This window comes from Methylobacterium sp. E-045 (assembly GCF_022829685.1).
GTDB lineage: Bacteria > Pseudomonadota > Alphaproteobacteria > Rhizobiales > Beijerinckiaceae > Methylobacterium.
Genome location: NZ_JAKSYE010000060.1, coordinates 1 through 18,784 on the forward strand (window position 1 = coordinate 1; position 18,784 = coordinate 18,784).

Here is an 18,784-nt window from a genome sequence, read left to right on the forward strand (position 1 = left end):
AGCGCAACCGCGTGCATCTGGCCCGCACGCTCAAGGGCGGCGCCAACGTGCTGCTCCTCGACGAGCCCACCAACGACCTCGACATGGAGACCTTGCGGGCCCTCGAAGAGGCACTGGAGGATTACGCCGGCTGCGCCGTCATCATCAGCCACGATCGCTGGTTCCTGAACCGTATCGCGACCCACATCCTCGCCTTCGAAGGCGAGAGCCACGTGGAATGGTTCGAGGGCAACTTCTCGGATTACGAGGAGGACAAGAAGCGCCGCCTCGGCGCCGATTCCCTGATGCCAAAGAAGATCAAGTACAAGAAGTTCTCGCGCTGAGGACGAAGCCCGGTCCGAGACCGGGCCGTTCCCGTCCGTCCGGCTCATGGCCGGGCGGGAGGCTGAAGCGACGATGCCGCACCGTATCGAGCGGGTGATGGCATCGTTCTTGCGAGATGGTACCAAAACATCGTCCGACCTTCGTATAGGCCGGCACGATCTCGGCGGGAGGCTCAGCGTTGAAGCAAAGGTGATCGAAACGTTACCGATTTCGACGTCTTCCGCTTTTCACTATGCCGAACAGAGTTTCCGAGGGGCCGCGCCGCCGTATCGATGGAGATCGGCCGACGGCAGGCGTTTCTACGCCACGGTGTGGCTCGCGGGTCATAGGCGAGCCGCGGGGGAGGGGCTAATTTGACCACAAGGTCAGCCCCACGGACATCCTCATCATGATCGCGAAGCTTCTTCTTGCCGGCACCGCCTCCGTTCTTCTGGCCGGCGCCGCTTCGGCCGCGGATCTTCCGCGCCGCGCCGCCCCCCCGGCAGTGTTCTCCCCCGTCCCGGTCTTCACCTGGACCGGCTTCTATCTCGGCACGCACAGCTCCTACGCCTGGAGCGACAACCAGACGATCCGCACCACCGGCAACGAATTCAATACGCGCGAGAACGTGCGCCTGGACCGTCGCCCCGGCACCTTCCGCTCCGAGCAGGACGGCATCGGAAATATCGGTGGCGGCATCGGCTACAACTACCAGCTCACCCCCGGTTCGGGCTTCGTCCTCGGCGTCAACGCCGACGTGACCTGGACCGACATCAGCAAGAGCTACGCTTATTTCGGCCCCAGCAGCACCGTCGGCGGCCCCCTCAATCCCGCCAACCTGCGCCAGCGCCTCGACTATCTCGGCACCGTCCAGGGCCGCATCGGCTACGCCTTCGACACGGTCCTCGTCTACGGCACCGGCGGCTTCGCCTACGGCAACGTCAATTACGGCGCGAACTTCTTCAACGGTGCCGGCGCCCTGGCCTATGCCGGCCGCTACAACGACATGGAAACGGGCTACGCCTATGGCGGCGGCATCGAGTGGGCGATCCCCACCGACAGCTTCCTCAACCGCTTCAACTTCATCGGCAGCTTCATCGGCGCCAGCGCCATCACCCTGAAGGCCGAGTACCTGCATTACGACCTCGGCAGCCGCAGCGTGCTGGTGAACAACACGGGCCTCGGCGCTCCCTCCACCGGCTCCTACACCTCGCGCTTCAGCACCGAGGGCAACCTCATCAAGGCCGGCTTCAACTACAAGTTCGGCGGTCTCTGAAATCGAAGCCTGCCGGAGCGGTTCTCGCTTCGGCAGCATCGTCACAGCGACGAGACTCACACGGCCCGGTCCTCAGGACCGGGCCGTTCGTTTTTGGCAGACGATCCCGCTGCGCCGGCCGGTCCGCGCGTTCAGCGCGTCGCGTTCACGCCCAGCGCGGCACGCAGGTCGGCGCCATCGACGAGCTTGCGGTTTCGCCTCGCGAGAGCCGCCAGCAAGGCCCGGTCCGGGAACGGGCAATAGGGCAGGCTTCCGGCCGCCACGCCCTCGCCGAGGGTACCGGACGCGAGATCGCCGAGCACGTGGTCGAGGAGGATCCGCCCCCGCTCGTGCAGCAGCATCGCGGCACGGGTGGCGGTGGTGCCGGACGGCAAGTCCGAGGCCTCCTGGGCGAGGATCGCTCCCGCGTCGATGGCGGGCGTCAGGCGATGGATCGTGACACCGAAGGCGGGAGTCACTTCAGCCAGAGCATGAATCGTCGGTACCGGCCCGCGATGGCGTGGCAGCAGGCCGGGATGGACGTTCAGTCCCCCGAGCGGCGCCAGCGACAGGGTCGCAGCCGAAAAGATCTGGTCGAAGTGAAACGCGACGATGAGATCCGGCGCATGGGTCGCGAAGGCCTGGGCCACGTCCGGTCCGTTGACGTCGTCGATGCGCAGAGTCGGAATGCCCAGTGTCCGGCACGACGCCTTGAGGGGCGTCGCCGTGGCCGCGTCGCCAGTTCCGGTCAGGCGGCGCAGCAGTCCCGAGGCCGGAGCCAGCAGGTCGGGCAGCCCGAAATTCACCGCGAGATAGGGCAGGAACGCCGGGCCGGACCGGGCGAGATGGCGCCGGACCTGGCCGGTGAGACCGCCGGAACTCGGACGCTCGGCATTCGACAGTCCGACAAAAGCGATCTGCCCGGCATGGTCCTGCACGAACCTGCGCACGGCGCGGGCATTCGGCAGCGCTTCCAGCACGAAGAGCGCGATGCGCGGGCGGGTCATCGCTTGCTGCGCCCGACCTTGAACCGGAAGCCGCGCATGGAGCGGCGGCGCAGGCCTTCGGGCAGCAGGGCCGATCCGCGCGCCAGGGAGGCGAGGGGCTCGGGAAAGGCGATGATTTCGAGGTCGCGCGCGAGACCGCGCGCGATGCGGCCTGCCGCCTCTTCGGCGCTCATCTCCATCGGGCGCCAGCCCTCGTAATCCCCGCCCATGGTGGTCTTCACATAGCCGGGCGTCACGACGTTCATCTTGATGCCGCGGGGGGCGAGCTTGGCGCGCAGCGCCAGTCCATGGGCGAGCAGGGCCGCCTTGGTGCCGCTGTAGGCCGGCGCGTCGGGCAGGGGCGCGAAGGCGGCGAGCGACGAGATCAGGGCGATCTGACCGCTCCCGCGCGCCAGCATCAGGGTGACGCAGGGCAGGGCGACGTTCAGGGCGCCGTTGAGGTTCACGTCCACGGTCTCGAAGGCCATGGCCTCGGTCTCGATCTCACCGCCGGGATGGCCGCCATTGATGCCGGCATTGACGATGACGAGATCGAGGGGCGATGCCGCATGCGTCTCGCGCAGCCATTCGGCCACGGCCGGCCTGTCGCGCACGTCGAGGGACCGGGTCGCCACGGTTGCGCCGAGGGCCTGGCAGGCGGCGGCGACGGCATTCAGCCTCTCGAGACCGCGCGCATTGAGAACGAGGTGCGTGCCGGGCGCGGCGTAATGCCGGGCGAGGGCCGCGCCGATCCCGCTTGAGGCACCGGTGATGAGAATGACGGGCATGGGGCCTGTTCTAGAGCATCATTCCGGCAAGCGGGACTCCGCTCTCGGAGGAGATTACGCCGTGCCGATGACGGGACGTGACCGCTTGCGCGGAACGAACCGGGGACCGGCGCGCGGTCAGTAGACCGGCGCGAGTTCCGGCGTCGCGGTCGAGCGCTCGCGGATCGCCTGAGCCGCGGCCAAGGCGGGGGCGGGAAGCCTGGATTCCAGACGCAGGACGCTGCCCGCCACCGCCCGGTCGATGGACGCGCGGGAGAAGAAGCCGCCGTTCACCTGAGTCCGGTGAAGGACGACCCGGCGAAAATCCGCCATCAGCGCCATGTCCGGGGCTTCGGGCTTCCTCCAGAACGTGTCGAGGCCGCCCTGATGGGTCAGGCAGGACAGGTTGTAGATCGCCTCGCCTGCGGCGATGGTCGGACGTCCGAGTTCGAGGGACAGCATCCCGACCGTGCTGTTCACGAGCACCACGCCCCGGCTGCCCGCGATGAGTTTGGGCAGGTCGCCGCCATCGATGAAATCGAGCCGCTCGTCCACGCCGTGGCGCCGGGCGGAGTTACGGGCATGCTTGCGCCAATTCACCAGACCGCTGTCGAGCGGGTGGAGCTTGATCAGCAGTCTCGACGTCTCGGATGCATGGGCGGCAAAGGACGCGATGACCCGATCCATGAATCCTTCCACCCCGAGGAAGGGTGAGTGGACGCGGATCTGATAGTCGCTGTCGAGCTGCAACGGCAGCAGGAAATACTCCTCCTTGCGCGCCGCATAGATCTCGTTGAGCTCCCGCGCCTGGCGCCGTGTGCGGCTGCGACCGGCGAACTTCTTGATCCAGCCCACATATTCGGCCGCGACATGGATCGGCCGGTGGCTGCGGAAATGCGGGAAGAAATAGGGAAAGCCGATATTCGCGACGTTGTAGGCCACGTCCCAGAGGCTGCGCCGGGCCATGTCACCGCTCGCCGGCATCGCGCGCCCGGCCAGGGGCAGGCGCCGGGCGATGGCGCGGATCTCGTCCGGGCAGCGAGGCAGCGACGAATGGCCGTTGACGCCGCCGAGCTCGCACGTGACCCAGTTCGGCCGCAGGTATCCCTCTTCGAACACGTGAATGCGGATGCCGAGGGGCTCGGCGGCCTCGCGCGCCGCCACATGGTAGGGTCGGCAATCGCCGAACAGGACGACATCCGTCACGCCGTGCTCGACCATGTAGCCGGCGACGTAGGCGTCCCACCCCTCGCGGGGGCCGCGATAATTGTCCGAGCCGAGTCGCCAGAACAACCAGTCACCCGAGGAGAAGTTGATCCGTCGCACCTGGTGGCCGCGCTTGACCAGCGCACGGCCCAGATCGGCGAAGAACGGCGAGGCGATCCCCTGCAGGAACAGGAAGGTCGCAGGCCTCTCGCGTGGGGTGTCTACGCGTGTCGGCAACATGCGGAAGTGCTTGCTCCTGCGCCCGGGAAGGGCGTGTCGAATGGGCACGTACACCGCCCTGATCGCATGAATGGTGCAACGCGACAATTGCGTAGCACGGTGTTGTTAACGGAATTCCTGGGGGCGTGATGTGTCGGCAACAAGGCACCTCGTCGGTCCCTTCGAAACCCGACCCCGATCGTCCCTCGGACGACGGGATCGGATCGCCTGAGGGCGCGGATCGTCGTATGGGTGCGTCCTCCCGGACCGGATCAGCGAGCGCCGTTGCCCATTCTTTCGACGCCATTTCCCTCGGCAACGCGATCGCTCCTCGCCGCGAGCCGGCCCGTCCGCGCCCTGCGAGCGGAGATCGAAGCCGTGACGGGCCTCGGTTTCGCCCGGGCTTGGAAGCCGGGGACGATCGGCGTGGTCTGGGGGAGGGGCGGCCTTGCCGCATCGGGCCTGCGCCGAGCCGGTCGCGCGATCCTCGCCGTCGAACCCGGGCCTCTGCTCAGCCCCTACGATTCGCCGGCGACGGGCCTGTCGACCCTGCGTCTCACCCTCGACGGCGCCCCGTTCGGCGGGGATGCCGGGATCCACGCGTTCGACCCGTGGACGCGGCGGCCGATCCCGTTCGAGGAATGCCGAGACAAGGTGGCATGGCTGGAAAGCCGGTTCCGTAACAACCACCGTCCCACCGTCCTCGTGGGCATCTCCCGCTGGAAACGGCCGGCCCTCGATGTCTTCGTCGGCGGCCCGTCGGGCAAGCCTGTCCATGCCATGAACGCCGAGGATGCCGTGGCGAAGGCCAGGGCCGGTCATGCCCGCATCCTCGCCTGGGCAACGCGGATGCCTGAACGATTGCCGGCGCTCTGCGCGGAACAGGGCATTCCCCTCGCGCGGATCGAGGACGGGTTCCTGCGCTCGGTCGGCCTCGGAGCGAGCCTGCAGCCCGGCGCCTCCATCGTGGTGGACGACAGCGGCATCTATTACGACCCCCGCACCGAGAGCCGCCTCGCCCGCATCCTCAGGACCGAGAGTTTTTCGCCGGACCTCGTGGCCCGGGCATCGGCCCTGCGACGGCTCGTGGTCGAACGGCGCCTGACGAAATACAATGTCGGACTTGCGGGAGACGCATCGGACTGGCCCGAGGACCGGCGCATCGTGCTGGTGCCGGGCCAGGTCGAGGACGATGCCTCGGTGCGCCATGGTTCACCGCATGTCCGCTCGAATCTCGAACTCCTGCGCGCGGCCCGCGCCCGCAATCCCGGGGCTTTTCTCCTCTACAAGCCGCATCCCGACGTGGAGGCCGGGTTCCGGCCCGGCACGATCCCGGAGGCCGAGGTTCTGGCCTTGGCCGACCGGATCGTGGCCGGCCTCTCCATCGTCGATCTCCTCGACTGGGCGCACCACGTGGAGACGATGACCTCGCTCGCGGGATTCGAGGCCCTGATCCGCGGCCTGAGCGTGGCGGTCCACGGCCGTCCCTTCTATGCGGGTTGGGGCCTGACCGACGATCTCGCACCCGGTGCCGACAGGGGGCGGCGGCTCGCCCTCGACGAGCTCGTGGCAGGCGCACTCCTCGTCTACCCGCTCTATCTCGACCCCGTGGCGATGAAACCCTGCACCCCCGAACAGCTCCTCGACCGTCTGAGCGAGACTCGCGAGGCCGCGCCACCCTCGAAACTCGCCCTCAGCCGCCCGGCACAGATCGTCATGCGCCTGCGCTACGCCGTGCTGAACCCCATCGTCCGCCTGATCCGGGCGCGACGGGGGATCGGCAGAGGCGGCGACAAGGCATGACGGTCCTCGCGGCACTCGCCCTCGCACTGATCGGCTCCCTCGCCATCGAGGCGTTGGACGGCGCGGATCGTCGGCCCATCGGACGACGCCCTGCCGAACTGGCCCTGCGCCTTGCCGGATACGCGCTCCTCACGGTGTTCTGGTTCTGCTTCTCCTGGCGCCCCTGGCTCGCGGCCTTCTCCTGCCTGCTCACCGTCGCGATCCTCGTCGTCGTCAGCCGGTTGAAGCAGGCGGTGATCGGCGAGCCGCTGGTGTTCAGTGATTTCGCGCTGCTGCGGCAGGTCCCGCGCCATCCCGACCTCTATTATACGCGGCCGCTCACCGACCCGCGCATGGCCGTCCCCCTCGGGGCGAGCCTCGCCCTCGTCGCCCTGTGGTACTGGATCGAGCCCGCCGCCTTGCCCGAAGAGCCGAGCGTCGCCCTCGTCGCGCTCATCGGCTTACCCTGCCTCCTCGTCGGGCTGGCCTCGGCGCTTGGCACCGGACGTCTGGCGCCCTGGCTCGCGGCCCGGTTTGCCCGGCCCGATCTCGACGCGGATTGCGCCCGCTACGGGCTGCCGGCCACGATCATCGCCTATGCCCTGCGCTGGAAACGCGAACCATCGCCGCCGGAGACGGCCGGCGACGTCTCCCTCGGGCAGCCCAGCCCGCCGCCAGTGGTGGTGGTCGTCCAGCTCGAATCCTTCATCGACCCGACCCGTCTCGGCGGGCCGGCCCTGCCGCTGATGGAGACGATACGGACCCGCGCCTCGCGCCACGGCCGGCTGACGGTCCCGGCCCACGGCGCCTACACGATGCGGACGGAACACGCGGTGCTCACCGGGAGGGAGCCGGAGAGCCTCGGTTTCGGACGCTACGATCCCTACCTCAGCAACGGCGGCGACGAGCCGGCGAGCATCGCCCGGCGGGCAAGGGCTGCCGGATATGCGACCGTGTTCGTGCATCCCTTCCATCGCGACTTCTTCCATCGCGCCGAGGTCATGCGGCGGTTCGGCTTCGCGCGCCTGGTGATGGAGGAGGATTTCGCCGGTGCCCCGCGCATCGGCCCCTATATCGGCGACGAGGCCCTGGCGGCGCGCATCCTCGCGGAGGTGGAGGCGGCGACGACACCCGTCTTCGTCTTCGCGGTGACGATGGAGAACCACGGCCCCTGGAAGCCCGGCCGGCTCGACGGGATCGACGATCCGCTGGCGCAATATCTTCATCACGTGGCCCATACCGGCCGCGCCGTCGAACAGCTGATCGCCGGCCTCAAGGGGCGGGATGCGATCCTGTGCGTCTATGGCGATCACGCTCCGTCCCTGCCCACCTGCCGGCCGGGCTTCGGCGACACGGCCACGGAATATGCCGTCTTCGGGTTCGGGGCTTTAAAGGACGCTCCCCACCGCACCGATACCGCCGCCCACGAACTCGGTCGTTTCCTCCGGACTGTCATCGCAGGGTGCTCGGCAGAACTGCCAGGATCGGCTATCGGCTCACCATCGTGCTGACACGAACGTGACCGAGGCGACCCCGCGCATCGGTCCGACAATGCGATAGTGGAACGATCGTTAAACGATCGAAGAGATTTGGCGCTATCAAGGGTGGACCGTTCGTGACGACCGGCCTCGCACCGGCCGCCACGGCTGGCGGCCGGGACCGGCGCCGACGGACGGTTCGTATCCGCCGACCGACACGTGATCCGACAAGACACTCGTCGTGGGGGCGGGTCTGAGGAGAGTTCGATGTATCCCAAAGCCACGCTGGCCATCGCCATCGCCGTCACGGTGTCCGGCTGCAACGCCTTCCTGCCCGCCGCCGGTCCGTCGACCTCGGCCGTGGTGGACGGCGCGGACCAGGCGACGAGCGAGGGGACCTTCGCCCGCTACGAATTCATCGACGTGAACTCCGCCGTGGTGGAGGCCCTGCGCGGACGCCCCCTCGACAGCCTTCTCTCCTCGTTCGGTGACGGACGCATGCCCTCGGAACCGGTGATCGGGATCGGTGACGCCGTTGCCGTTTCGGTGTTCGAGGCCGGCTCGGGGGGCCTCTATTCCGGTCCGCTGACGGTCAACTCGATGTCCGCCGGCTCGAAGGCGGCGCAGCTGCCCGAGCAGATCGTCTCGCGCGATGGCGCCATCTCGGTGCCCTATGCCGGCCGGATCAAGGTCGCGGGGCGACGCGCCCAGGACGTCCAGGCGCTGATCGAGACCGAGCTCGCCGGCAAGGCGATCCAGCCTCAGGTCATCGTCACCGTGAGCCGGCCGGTCTCGCAATCCGTCACCGTGGGGGGCGAGGCGGTGGGCGGCGCCCGCGTCCCGCTCGGCACCCAGGGCGATCGCATCCTCGACGTCATCGCCACCGCCGGCGGCGTGAGAGCCCCCGTCAGCGAGACCTTCGTGCGCCTGTCGCGGGCCGGCAGGACGGCGACGGTGCCGCTCACGACCGTGGTGTCGAACCCCAAAGAGAACATCTACCTGCGCCCCAACGACAACCTCACCCTGGTGCGCGATCCCCAGACCTTCCTGGCCATCGGCGCCCTCGGCACGTCCAACGAGATTCCGTTCCAGGCCGAGGGCATCACCCTGGCGCAGGCGCTGGCCAAGGCACGCGGCCAGAGCGACGCCGACGCCGACCCGACCGGGACCTTCATTTTCCGCTTCGAGCCTGCCCCGGTGGTGCGCCGCCTCAAGCCCGGAAGCCCGCTCCTCGGCACGCCGCTGGTGCCGGTCGTCTATCGCTTCGACATGCGCGACCCCAACAGCCTGTTCCTCACCCAGGCCTTCCGCATGCGCAACCGCGACATGGTCTACGTTTCGAACGCGCCGTTCACCGAGATCAAGAAGGTCCTCTCGGTCTTCGCCGCCGCGTCCCAGCCGATCACGACCGGCGTCCGCGTGAGCGGCGCTTTTTAAGGTGGGATGAGCGCGCGCCGGCAAACGGCGCGTCGCAGGTTCTCAACCGCCGCAGGGAGAGGTGTCCGTTCGCCTGGGGCGGGCTCCAGACAATTTCGGCGCAGACTGCATGTCCATCACCGTTTTCATACTGGGTCGCGGTATCCCGTCGGGCGATCCCGCATCATCTGCCCGGCCGAGCCGGCAGGCTGACCTCAGGGCTTGCCGCGCTTGGCCATGAGCTGCTCGATCAGCGAGCCGCCCTTCTCGATCTCGGCGAGCTCCTCGGCCACGGCCGCGACGGTCTCGCGGATCTGCTCGGGCGTATGCTCGGAGGTGATGAAGAAGCGCAGGCGCGACGAGCGCTCGGGCACCGCCGGATGGATGATCGGCTGCACGTTGATGCCGCGCTTGTAGAGACGGTCGGACAGGGTCACCGATTTCAGCGAATCCCCGACGATGACGGGAATGACGGCGAGGCCGAGGCTCGTGCCGGTATCGAGCCCGTGCTTCCTGGCGCAGGACAGGAACAGGTGGCCGTTCTGGCGCAGGCGCTCCACCCGGTGCGGCTCGGCCCGCAGCAGCGCCAGGGACGCCTCGGCGGCGGCGGCCAGGGGCGGGGACAGGCCGACGCTGTAGATGAAGCCGCCGGCGGTGCATTTGAGATACTCGATCAGCGCGGCCGGACCGGCGATGTAGCCGCCGCAGGACGACAGCGTCTTCGACAACGTGCCCATCCAGATGTCGACGAGCCGCGGATCGACGTCGCAATGCTCGGCGAGGCCGATCCCGGTCCGGCCGAGGACGCCGAGCCCATGGGCATCGTCCACCATCAGCCAGGCGTCATAGCGCTGCTTCAGGGCGACGAGGCCGGCGAGATCCGGCGCGTCGCCGTCCATGCTGTAGAGGCCCTCCACCACGATCAAGGCGCGGCGGTGCTCGTGGCGGGTGGCGCCGAGCAGGGTCTCCAGGGCATTAAGGTCGTTATGGGCAAAGGAGCGGCGCTGGGCGCCCGAAAGCTGGGCCCCGGTGACGATGCTGTTGTGGCTCAAGGCATCGTGGAAGATCACGTCGCCGGGTTCGAGCAGGGCGCCGATGGTGGTGACGTTGGTGGCGTGCCCGCTCACCATCACCACGCAGGCTTCCGTCTCGTAATGCTCGGCCAGCGCCTGTTCGAGGCTGAGATGTCCGGGCCGCTCACCCGCGACGATCCGGCTCGCCGAGGCCGACGTGCCGTACGCGTCGATGGCGCGCCGCGCCGCTTCGCTCACGTCCGGGTGCCCGTTTAGGCCGAGGTAATCGTAAGACGAGAAGTTGATGAAGCCCTTGCCGGCGATGCGCGTGGTGGCGCCCGCCCTGGTCTCGTGGACCCGGAAGAACGGATTGCCGAGGCCGATGAGGTCGGCGGCCGAACGCTGCAGCCGCAATTCCCGGTAGCCGGGAAGGGACTCGAACTTCTGGACCGAGGCGTCCGTCGCCTTCGCCTCCGGACGCGGGGCGGCCGGCCGGTTGGCGTTGCGGCCGAGGCGATTGGTGACGAAGCCCGCGAGTGCCGCGCGGCCACCGTCGGGGCGGGGTGGGTTGGACATACGGATAGGGTCTTCCGGTTGCGGATCGCGAGGGCTGGCTCGGGTCAGCCCTCCTTTACGGCAGGATTTCTCTGATCTGGAGGCTGTTCTGCTCGACGAGTTCGTGGAACGGCTCGAGGGTACGCACGTCGACGCCCTCGCTGGCATGGCGCTGGGCCAAGCTCATCACCGCCGCCGACGCGTCGTCCACGGGGGCGGCCACGGACTGGATCAGGGTCTCCGCCAGTTCGACCACGGTCAATCCCGAGGAGATGCCCGAAGGCGGCGCTTCGAGGGCGAAGCGCTCCTGCAGGCTGGCGCCCAGTTCCACGCCCATCAGCGAATCGAGGCCGATCTCGGAGAGATGGCGCACGCGGCTGATATCGTCCTTGGGCAGGCGCAGGATGCGGGCGATGTCCTCGACGATGGCGTCGGAGACGGTCTTGCGCACGGCGTCGAGATCCTGGCCCTTCAGCAGGCTGCCGATGTCAATGGTGGCCACCGTCCCGGCTTCCGCCTGCTGGTCTGAGCCGAGGTCGCCGTAGCTCGGGGAGCGCATGGTGGCGAGGCGCTCGCGCGCCTTGCCCCAATGCATCGACGCGATGGCGAGGACGGCGTCGTCGGGCGACGAGCCCTGACCTTCCAGGGCCTCGGCCATGAGGTCGAGGGAACGGCGGGCATCCATCGGCGTCACGCCGACGCGGCCTGCCAGGGTCTCCATCACCGCGCGGTTGCGGGCGAGCACTCCGACATCGCCGATGGCGCCCCAGGCGACGGCAAGGGCGGGCAGTCCCAGCGCCCTGCGACGGCGGGCGAGGCCCTCCATGAAGCCGTTGGCAGCGACGTAGGCACCCTGGCCCGGATTACCGATGAAGGTCGTGGCCGACGAGAACAGGACGAAATAATCCAGCGACCGGTCCCGCGTCGCGGCGTCGAGGTGCTCGGCTCCGACGACCTTCGGGCGGATCACCGCGTCGAGGGAGGCGGCGTCGAGGTTGGCGATGAGGCCGTCCTGCAGCACCATCGCCCCGTGGATTACGCCGGCGAGCTTGCGGCCGCCGCTCTCCACCTCCTCGATGAGGTCGTCCACCGCCTGGCGGCGGGTGATGTCGCAGGCCATCGCGGCGACGCTGACGCCGCGGGCCGCGAGATCGGCCACCACCTGCTTCGCCTCGGGGCTCGACGCCCCCTTTCGTCCGACGAGAACGAGGTGACGGGCTCCCCGATCGGCGAGCCACCGGGCCGCCTCGATGCCGAAGCCGCCGAGCCCGCCGGTGATGACATGCACACCCTCCGCCGAGACCCGGAAATCGGACTTGCGCTCGATCACGATGCTGCCGGGCTTCGGCGGCGCGATGACGATCTTCCCCACATGTCCGGATTGCTGCATGAGCCGGAATGCGTCGGAAACCTCGTCGGCGGTGAAGGGCTGGAACGGCAGGGGCTTGAGGCCGCCTTCCGTGAACAGGGCCATCACCTCGCGGAACAGGCGTGCTCCGTCCTCGCCCTGGTGCTGGAGCACCTGATCGAGATCGACACCGAAATAGGAGAGGTTCCGGCGGAACGGCCGCAGGCCGATATGGGTGTTGGCGACGTAGTCGCGCTTGCCGAGTTCGATGAAGCGGCCGAACGGCTTCAGGCAGTTCAGGCTGCGCTCCATCGCCTCGCCGAACAGGCTGTTCAGCACCACGCCGACGCCGTCCCCGGTGATGCGGCGGACTTCGTCGACGAAGGCCAGCGAGCGGGAATCGAGGACGTGCTCGGCCCCGAGCGCCTTCACGAGGGCCCGCTTCTCGCGCGAGCCGGCGGTGGCGATGACGCGCGCGCCCTTCAGCTTGGCGATCTGCAGGGCGGCGAGGCCGACGCCGCCGGCGCCGCCATGGACCAGCACCCACTCGCCGCGCCGCAGGCGGGCGCAGCTGACGAGGCTGTAATAGGCGGTGAGAAAGGCCACCGGCACCGTGGCCGCCGCCTGCGGATCGAGACCGGGGGGGCTCGGAGCCACCACGAGTTCGGGCACGACGATGTGAGTCGAGAACCCCGACTGGGCAAAGGCGACGACGGAATCGCCGACCTTGAACGCCGCGGCGCCCTTGCCCACCGAGACCACGCGGCCGGCGACTTCGAGGCCCAGGCGCGGTCCGGCAAAGCCGTCCTCGAGGATCTCCTCGGGGAGCATGGAGAGCGCCCAGAGCACATCGCGGAAGTTGAGGCCAGTGGCCTCCACCGCGATCTCCACCTCTCCGTGCCCAGGCACGCGGCGCTCGGCCGGTCCCCAACGCATGTCGTTGAGGCCCCCCGTGGCGCTGCGCTCCAGCTGCGCGGCCGGCGCGGCCACGGCATCGACGGCCGGGCGGCGCGAGAGCTGCCCCGGCGAGAACCGGATCACCCGGGTGGCATCGACGTCGAGGACGATCTCCGTTTCGGGGGTGCCCGACAGGATCACGTCGCGCAGGCGCTCGGAGGCGATCTTGGTCGGCATGGCCCCGGTGAGGTCGATGCGGCGGATGTCGAGATTGGCGACCTCGTTGGCGAGGGTGCGGGTGAAGACCCAGAGACCGGCTTCCACCGCACCCGCTCCCTCATGGCGCGTCGCGCCGGGACAGACGACCCAGAGACGGGTCTGGCGCGTGCCGAGATGCTCGACGCAACGCTTGAGACCGAGGCAGCGCTCGCGCAGCCGGTCGGCGGCTTCGCCACCGGAGCCGAAGGCCCCGGCGAGGAACACCACCGTGTCGGGGGTCTCTCGTTCGAGCTCGAGCAGCGATTGCTCCGAATCGAGGATGATCGAGACATGGACGCCGGCGGCGACGAGGAGCGTCGCCAGCGAGGAGGCAGTTTCGGCCGCGAAGGAATCCTGCGAGCCGATGATGAAGGTGAAGGTCTGACCCGTGGCGGCCCTTGCCCGCACCGGCGCCTCGGCGAGGAAGAGGAGATCGTCACCATTGGCCGAGGCGGCCCGGTCGACAGCAATGCGGACGAGGCCGGTATCGCTGAGCGACCGCTGCCAACCGGTGATGTCGTCGAGGCGACCGAGCGGCATCCCGTCCACGCTCTCGAACCAATCCGGCATCAGGCCGAAGACGAGATCGCGGAACAGCGACGCACCCGGCTCCACCGCCAGGAGGAAGCCGCCGGTGGCGAGGGAATCGGCGACCTTGCCGAGGAGGCCGCGCTCCGAGCGATGCAGGACGTTGCTCGCCAGGATCGCGTCGAAGCCGCTCTCCGTCAGATCCGCCTCGTCCTCGATCACGGTGACGCCGCGAGGCAGGGCGAGGCGGGCCCGCTCGGCGAGGCGGCGATCGGTCTCGAACACGGTGAGCTGGGCGGCGATGCCGTCCGCGATGGCAGCGGCCTGCGCCGAAAGCGGCCCGAACCCGACCTGGAGGAGGCGCAGCGAGCGGTCCTTCGGCAGGTCCGCGCGGGCTCCTTCGCAGATCGCCGCGATGACGTCGGACGATGCGCGGGCGGTGGCGCTGCGCAGGACGAAGGCGTCGAGGGCGTTCTGCGACAGGGTCGGCGGGCTCGTGAGTTCACCGGCCACGAGGCGGGCGACGACGGCGCCGAGATCCGCCGTGAGCACCAGCTCGGCGGAGAGCTCCGGATGGTCGGCCGCGATCCAGCGCATGATCTCATCGGGCGCGGGGAGGGTGACGTCCTTGCGCAGGGTCCAGCGCGTTCCGTCGAGGGTGGCGAGGCCGCTGCTCTCGAGGGCGTAGAGGGCATTCAGCAGCCAGGGCCGCATCGCCTCCGGCACGCGATCGTCCACGGCGACGGTGCCGGAGCGCTGCAGTCCCTCGGCCATGCGGTAGGCCAGCGAGGTGGCCCAGCCTTCGAGCAGCAGATGGCCCGGCGAGAGGGCCGCATCCGCCGGGGCGAGGGCCGCCTTGATGCCGGGGCGAACGGCATCGGCGATGCGGGCGCGCCGGTCGAGGGGGATCGCGGTGGGTTCGGTGGCCAGTTCGGACCGCTGCGCGATGGCATAGGCGGCGAGATCCTGCCCGGACTTGGTGCGCAGGGCCTGGAAGCGGCCTTCGCGCAGGGTGGCGATCACCTCGCCCGCCTCGTCCACCAGGGTGAAGTCGGCCAGGATGCTGCGCTCGTTGCAGCGCCGGGTGCGGATCATCGCCCGCGCAATGACGGCGCCGGGCCGGATCAGCCTGATCTCGCCAAAGCGCACGGGAACATAGGCCTTGGTCGAGCCCTCGCCCATCAGGTCGGCGAAGAGCAGGATGAGGCCGTGGAAGCAGGCGTCCAGCCGGGCCGGCACGAGGCCGAATCGCGGGTCGGCCTCGGCCGGCTTCAACTGGGAGACGATGGTCGTCTCGTCCACGCGCGCACTGAGGGCGACCTGCCGGAAGCTCGGGCCAAAATCGAGGCCGGAGGCGGAGGCGAGGCGATAGAGCCCGGCCCCATCGACGGCGTTCTCGGCCGGGATGTCGATGTCCTGGCGCGCGCGGGCCGCGAAGGCGCCGTCCACGACCTTGGCGGAGGCATGCAGCTGCCAGCCCGCCTGGGTCAGGCGCGGGCGGCTCAGGATCTGGATCTGGTTGCCGCTGCCGGAGAGCCGAACGGCGACCTCGCGTAGGGCCTCCTCGGCGAAGACCATCGGAGACTGGATCTCGAACTCAGCCAGCACGACGTCGTCGCTGCGCATGGCTTCGCGGGCGACGCCCAGCGCCATCTCGATGAAGGCCGCACCCGGCAGGATCGCCTGGCCGTCGATGCGGTGATCGTCGAGGTCGGGCACCGTGGCGATGTCCACATGGCCGAGCCATTCGAGCCCGTCCGGCGACAACCGAGACCCGTAGAGCGGGTGATAGGTCCGGGCGGTCGCCGCACCGACGCCCTCCGACGTCTCGGACAGGCGGAAGGGCCGGCGCTGCCACGGATACGAGGGCAGGGCGACGTCGCCCTTCGGATTCTCGCCGAAGACCACCGCCTCCTCGACGGCGGCGCCGTGCACGAGGGCCGAGGCCAGGGCACGGGCGAACGGGTCGCTGCCCACGGGCTTGTTGGTGAGGACGCCCACCGTGGCGTTCTCGATGCCGAGGGGCTCGATGCAGTCACCGATATGCGGCAGCAGGGTCGCCCGCGGGCCGACCTCGACGAAGATCCGGGCGCCCTTGCGGGTCGCCTCCTGGACCGCATCGCAGAAGCGCACCGGCTCGCGGATGTTGCGCCACCAATAGCCGGCGTCGAACTCACCGCCGTCCAGCACGGTGCCGGTCACGGTGGACACCATGGCGATGTCACCGGGATGGGGCTTGAGCCCGGCGAGATCGCGCAGCAGCGGCGTCTCGGTCGGATTCATCAGCCGGCCGTGGAAGGGATAGGCGAGATCGAGCTTGCGGCCACGGCGGCGCTTGCGCGCCAAGGCCTTCATCGCCGCATCGATATCGGCGACGGGGCCCGCCACGGTGACGGCCTTCGGGCTATTGTAGGCGGCGATATCGAGGCTCGGATAATCCTTGAGGAAGATCTCGATCTCCTCGACGGGCGCCAGCAGCACGGCCATGGTGCCGAGGCCCCGCGTCGTCTCCTGGTGCTGGCTGCGGTAGAAGATGACCTTCACCGCCTGTTCCAGGCTGAGGATGCCGGCCCCCTCGGCCGCCGCGATCTCGCCGACGCTGTGGCCGAGGACGAAGGAGGGGACGAGACCGGCGGCCTTCAGGGCCGTGGTCGAGGCGCTGGAGATCGCGAAGATCAGCGGCTGCGAGACCCGGGTGAGGACCATGCGCTCGGCGAGATCCTCGCCGAACAGGGCTTCCTTCAGCGACCAGCCGGAGATCTCGGCGAACAGGACGTCGATCCGGTCGAAGGCCGATTGGAACGCGGCGCTGCGCTCATAGGCCTCGCGGCCCATCCCGACCCATTGGCTGCCGTTGCCGGAATAGACGAAGGCGACCTCCGCGTTGCGGTCGACGGCGGTGCCGACGCGGGCGATGTCGGTCTCCTCGGCATCGGCGACCGCCCGCAGGGTGGCGGGCAGGTCGGCGTCGAGGGGCATGGCGAGCCGGGTGGACAGGCGCTCGCGCCGATGGGCGGCGGCGGCGGCGATGCGAACGGTCTGGGCCTCATCGGCCTGCTCGAACCGCTCGGCGTAGTCGAGGGCGAGTTCGTTGAGGGCCGCGCGGCTCTGGGCCGAGAGGAGCAGCAACTCGGGCCCGCGCCCGGCCTCGCTCGCGGCGAGGGAGGGCGTTCCGTCTGTGAGGACGATATGGGCGTTGGTGCCGCCGAAACCGAACGAATTGACGCCGGCGAAACGCTCGCCCCGGCCGCGCGGGATCGCCAGCGGCGCGGTGACCACCGCGAGATTGAGCTTGGCGAAGGGGATGTCGGGATTGAGAACGGTCGCATGCAGCGACGGCGGCAGCAGGTCGTGCTCCAGGGCGAGACTGGCCTTGAGCAGGCCGGCGAGGCCCGAGACCGGCTCGGTATGGCCGATATTGCTCTTGATCGAGCCGATCGGCAGGGGCTCCTTGCGGGGCCGTCCGATCTTGCCGCCGATGGCGCCGGCCTCGATCGGATCGCCCACCGCCGTGCCGGTGCCGTGCGCCTCCACGAAGGCCACCGCGTCGAAATCGATCTCGGCCTCGCGATAGACCTGTTCGAGCAGGGCGCCCTGCGCGTAGCCCGAGGGCAGGGAGATGCCGGTGGTCCGACCGTCGGAATTCACGCCGCTCGCCGCGATGACGCCGCGCACGGTATCGCCGTCGCGGGCCGCCTGACGCGCCGATTTCAGGACGAGGACGACGCCGCCCTCGGACCGGACGTAGCCGTCGGCATTGGCCGAGAAGGCCTGGCAGAGCCCGGTGCGCGACAGCATCTGCGCGTTGGAGAAGCAGATGAAGTTGAACGGGCTGGCCAGCAGGTTCACGCCCGCCACCACCGCGGTGTCGATCCGGCCGCTGGCGATCGCCGCCACGGCGGCATCGAGCGCGACGAGCGAGGACGAGCAGGCCGTGTCGACGGTGAAGCTCGGCCCCTTGAGGTCGTAGATGTAGGAGATCCGGTTGGACAGGATCGAGAGCGTGTTGCCGGTGGCCGCATAGGCATCGCCCGAGGACGTATCGAGGACCCGCAGGTTGCCGTAGTCGAGGGACGACGCGCCCACGAACACGCCGATCTGCGAGCCGGCCACGGCGGAGGGACGCAGGCCCGCATCCTCCAGGGCCTCCCAGGTCAGTTCGAGAAGGAGCCGCTGCTGCGGGTCCATCTGCTCGGCTTCGCGGGGCGAGATGCCGAACACGCCGGGATCGAACGACCAGATGTCGTCGAGAACGCCCGCCGACCAGGTGTAGCTCTTCCCGCGCTCCTGAGCGCGCGGGTGACCGAACCGCTCCAGCGACCAGCGATCCTCAGGGATGCGACCAACGGCGCACCGTCCTTCGCTCAGAAGCTGCCAGAGGCCATCGACGCTGGCAGCACCGGGCAACCGGCACGAACGGCCGACGATCGCTATGTCTGTACGCTTGATCACGTTCGATTCGCACACGCTCTTGCATGGAGGAAACCACCGTCCTGCAGCGAACGGGCGACTTCAAGATGCATAGTATGCAGCCGGAACCGTGTCCAACCCATGGCAGCTTTGCTGCAGCACGAAGACGGACGGACTTTCATACCAAAGACAATCTCGGATGAGACAAATCTCGCGACGAGAAGACACGAAACGAACCTAATTCAACAGGATAGATAACGTTTATCAATCTTCATACAGAATTTCATGGTATTTACTGTTTTATCATACATCAATATCGACTTTATTCGATCAAATATAAATAGAAACCGTAAATTCTACGGT

At 68.8% G+C, this 18,784-nt stretch carries 9 protein-coding genes and 1 pseudogene; 5 read left to right on the plus strand and 5 right to left on the minus strand.

The window, feature by feature from the left end:
• Positions 1–323 (plus strand): annotated as a pseudogene (locus tag MKK51_RS07550) (energy-dependent translational throttle protein EttA); the annotation flags it as partial.
• A 389-nt stretch (positions 324–712) separates the two neighbouring features.
• On the plus strand, positions 713–1,579 hold the full coding sequence (locus MKK51_RS07555) for an outer membrane protein (RefSeq protein WP_243976068.1): 867 nt from the start codon (positions 713–715) through the stop codon (positions 1,577–1,579).
• Between the two features lie 131 nt (positions 1,580–1,710).
• Here MKK51_RS07555 and MKK51_RS07560 read toward each other — a convergent pair whose 3' ends face one another.
• The 3 genes from MKK51_RS07560 to MKK51_RS07570 form a co-directional block, all read right to left on the minus strand.
• Positions 1,711–2,565, minus strand: a complete 855-nt coding sequence (locus MKK51_RS07560; protein ID WP_243976069.1) for a formyltransferase family protein — start codon at positions 2,563–2,565, stop codon at positions 1,711–1,713.
• Positions 2,562–3,332: an SDR family NAD(P)-dependent oxidoreductase gene (locus MKK51_RS07565; RefSeq protein ID WP_243976070.1), complete on the minus strand. Its 771-nt coding sequence runs from the start codon at positions 3,330–3,332 to the stop codon at positions 2,562–2,564. The genes MKK51_RS07560 and MKK51_RS07565 overlap by 4 nt, the downstream gene beginning before the upstream one ends.
• Before the next feature lie 117 nt (positions 3,333–3,449).
• The gene (locus MKK51_RS07570; RefSeq protein ID WP_243976071.1) at positions 3,450–4,757 is read right to left on the minus strand and encodes a capsule biosynthesis protein; all 1,308 of its coding nucleotides are present in this window, start codon (positions 4,755–4,757) and stop codon (positions 3,450–3,452) included.
• A 264-nt stretch (positions 4,758–5,021) separates the two neighbouring features.
• On the opposite strand from MKK51_RS07570, the gene MKK51_RS07575 reads away from it, so the two are divergent.
• The 3 genes from MKK51_RS07575 (at position 5,022) to MKK51_RS07585 (ending at position 9,433) form a co-directional block, all read left to right on the plus strand.
• Positions 5,022–6,539 carry a capsular biosynthesis protein gene (locus tag MKK51_RS07575; protein WP_279601022.1) on the plus strand — a complete coding sequence of 506 codons (1,518 nt, stop codon included), beginning with the start codon at positions 5,022–5,024 and terminating at the stop codon, positions 6,537–6,539.
• A complete protein-coding gene (locus MKK51_RS07580) occupies positions 6,536–8,029 on the plus strand; it encodes an LTA synthase family protein (protein ID WP_243976073.1) in 1,494 nt (497 codons plus the stop codon). Before MKK51_RS07575 ends, MKK51_RS07580 begins: the two co-directional genes overlap by 4 nt.
• 234 nt (positions 8,030–8,263) lie before the next feature.
• Positions 8,264–9,433, plus strand: coding sequence for a polysaccharide biosynthesis/export family protein (locus MKK51_RS07585; protein ID WP_243976074.1), 1,170 nt, complete (start codon positions 8,264–8,266; stop codon positions 9,431–9,433).
• Between the two features lie 194 nt (positions 9,434–9,627).
• Here the strand turns inward: MKK51_RS07585 and MKK51_RS07590 are convergent, their stop codons facing one another.
• Positions 9,628–11,001: an aminotransferase class I/II-fold pyridoxal phosphate-dependent enzyme gene (locus MKK51_RS07590; protein WP_243976076.1), complete on the minus strand. Its 1,374-nt coding sequence runs from the start codon at positions 10,999–11,001 to the stop codon at positions 9,628–9,630.
• A gap of 55 nt (positions 11,002–11,056) precedes the next feature.
• Complete coding sequence (locus MKK51_RS07595; RefSeq protein ID WP_243976077.1) at positions 11,057–18,463, minus strand: type I polyketide synthase; 7,407 nt, start codon at positions 18,461–18,463, stop codon at positions 11,057–11,059.
• Positions 18,464–18,784 lie beyond the last annotated feature (321 nt).

Bases quoted from the DNA above. Each gene is read 5' to 3' on its own strand.
- MKK51_RS07555 (WP_243976068.1), top strand. From the start codon at position 713: ATGATCGCGAAGCTTCTTCTTGCCGGCACCGCCTCCGTTCTTCTGGCC.
- MKK51_RS07560 (WP_243976069.1), bottom strand. From the start codon at position 2,565: ATGACCCGCCCGCGCATCGCGCTCTTCGTGCTGGAAGCGCTGCCGAAT.
- MKK51_RS07565 (WP_243976070.1), bottom strand. From the start codon at position 3,332: ATGCCCGTCATTCTCATCACCGGTGCCTCAAGCGGGATCGGCGCGGCC.
- MKK51_RS07570 (WP_243976071.1), bottom strand. From the start codon at position 4,757: ATGTTGCCGACACGCGTAGACACCCCACGCGAGAGGCCTGCGACCTTC.
- MKK51_RS07580 (WP_243976073.1), top strand. From the start codon at position 6,536: ATGACGGTCCTCGCGGCACTCGCCCTCGCACTGATCGGCTCCCTCGCC.
- MKK51_RS07585 (WP_243976074.1), top strand. From the start codon at position 8,264: ATGTATCCCAAAGCCACGCTGGCCATCGCCATCGCCGTCACGGTGTCC.
- MKK51_RS07590 (WP_243976076.1), bottom strand. From the start codon at position 11,001: ATGTCCAACCCACCCCGCCCCGACGGTGGCCGCGCGGCACTCGCGGGC.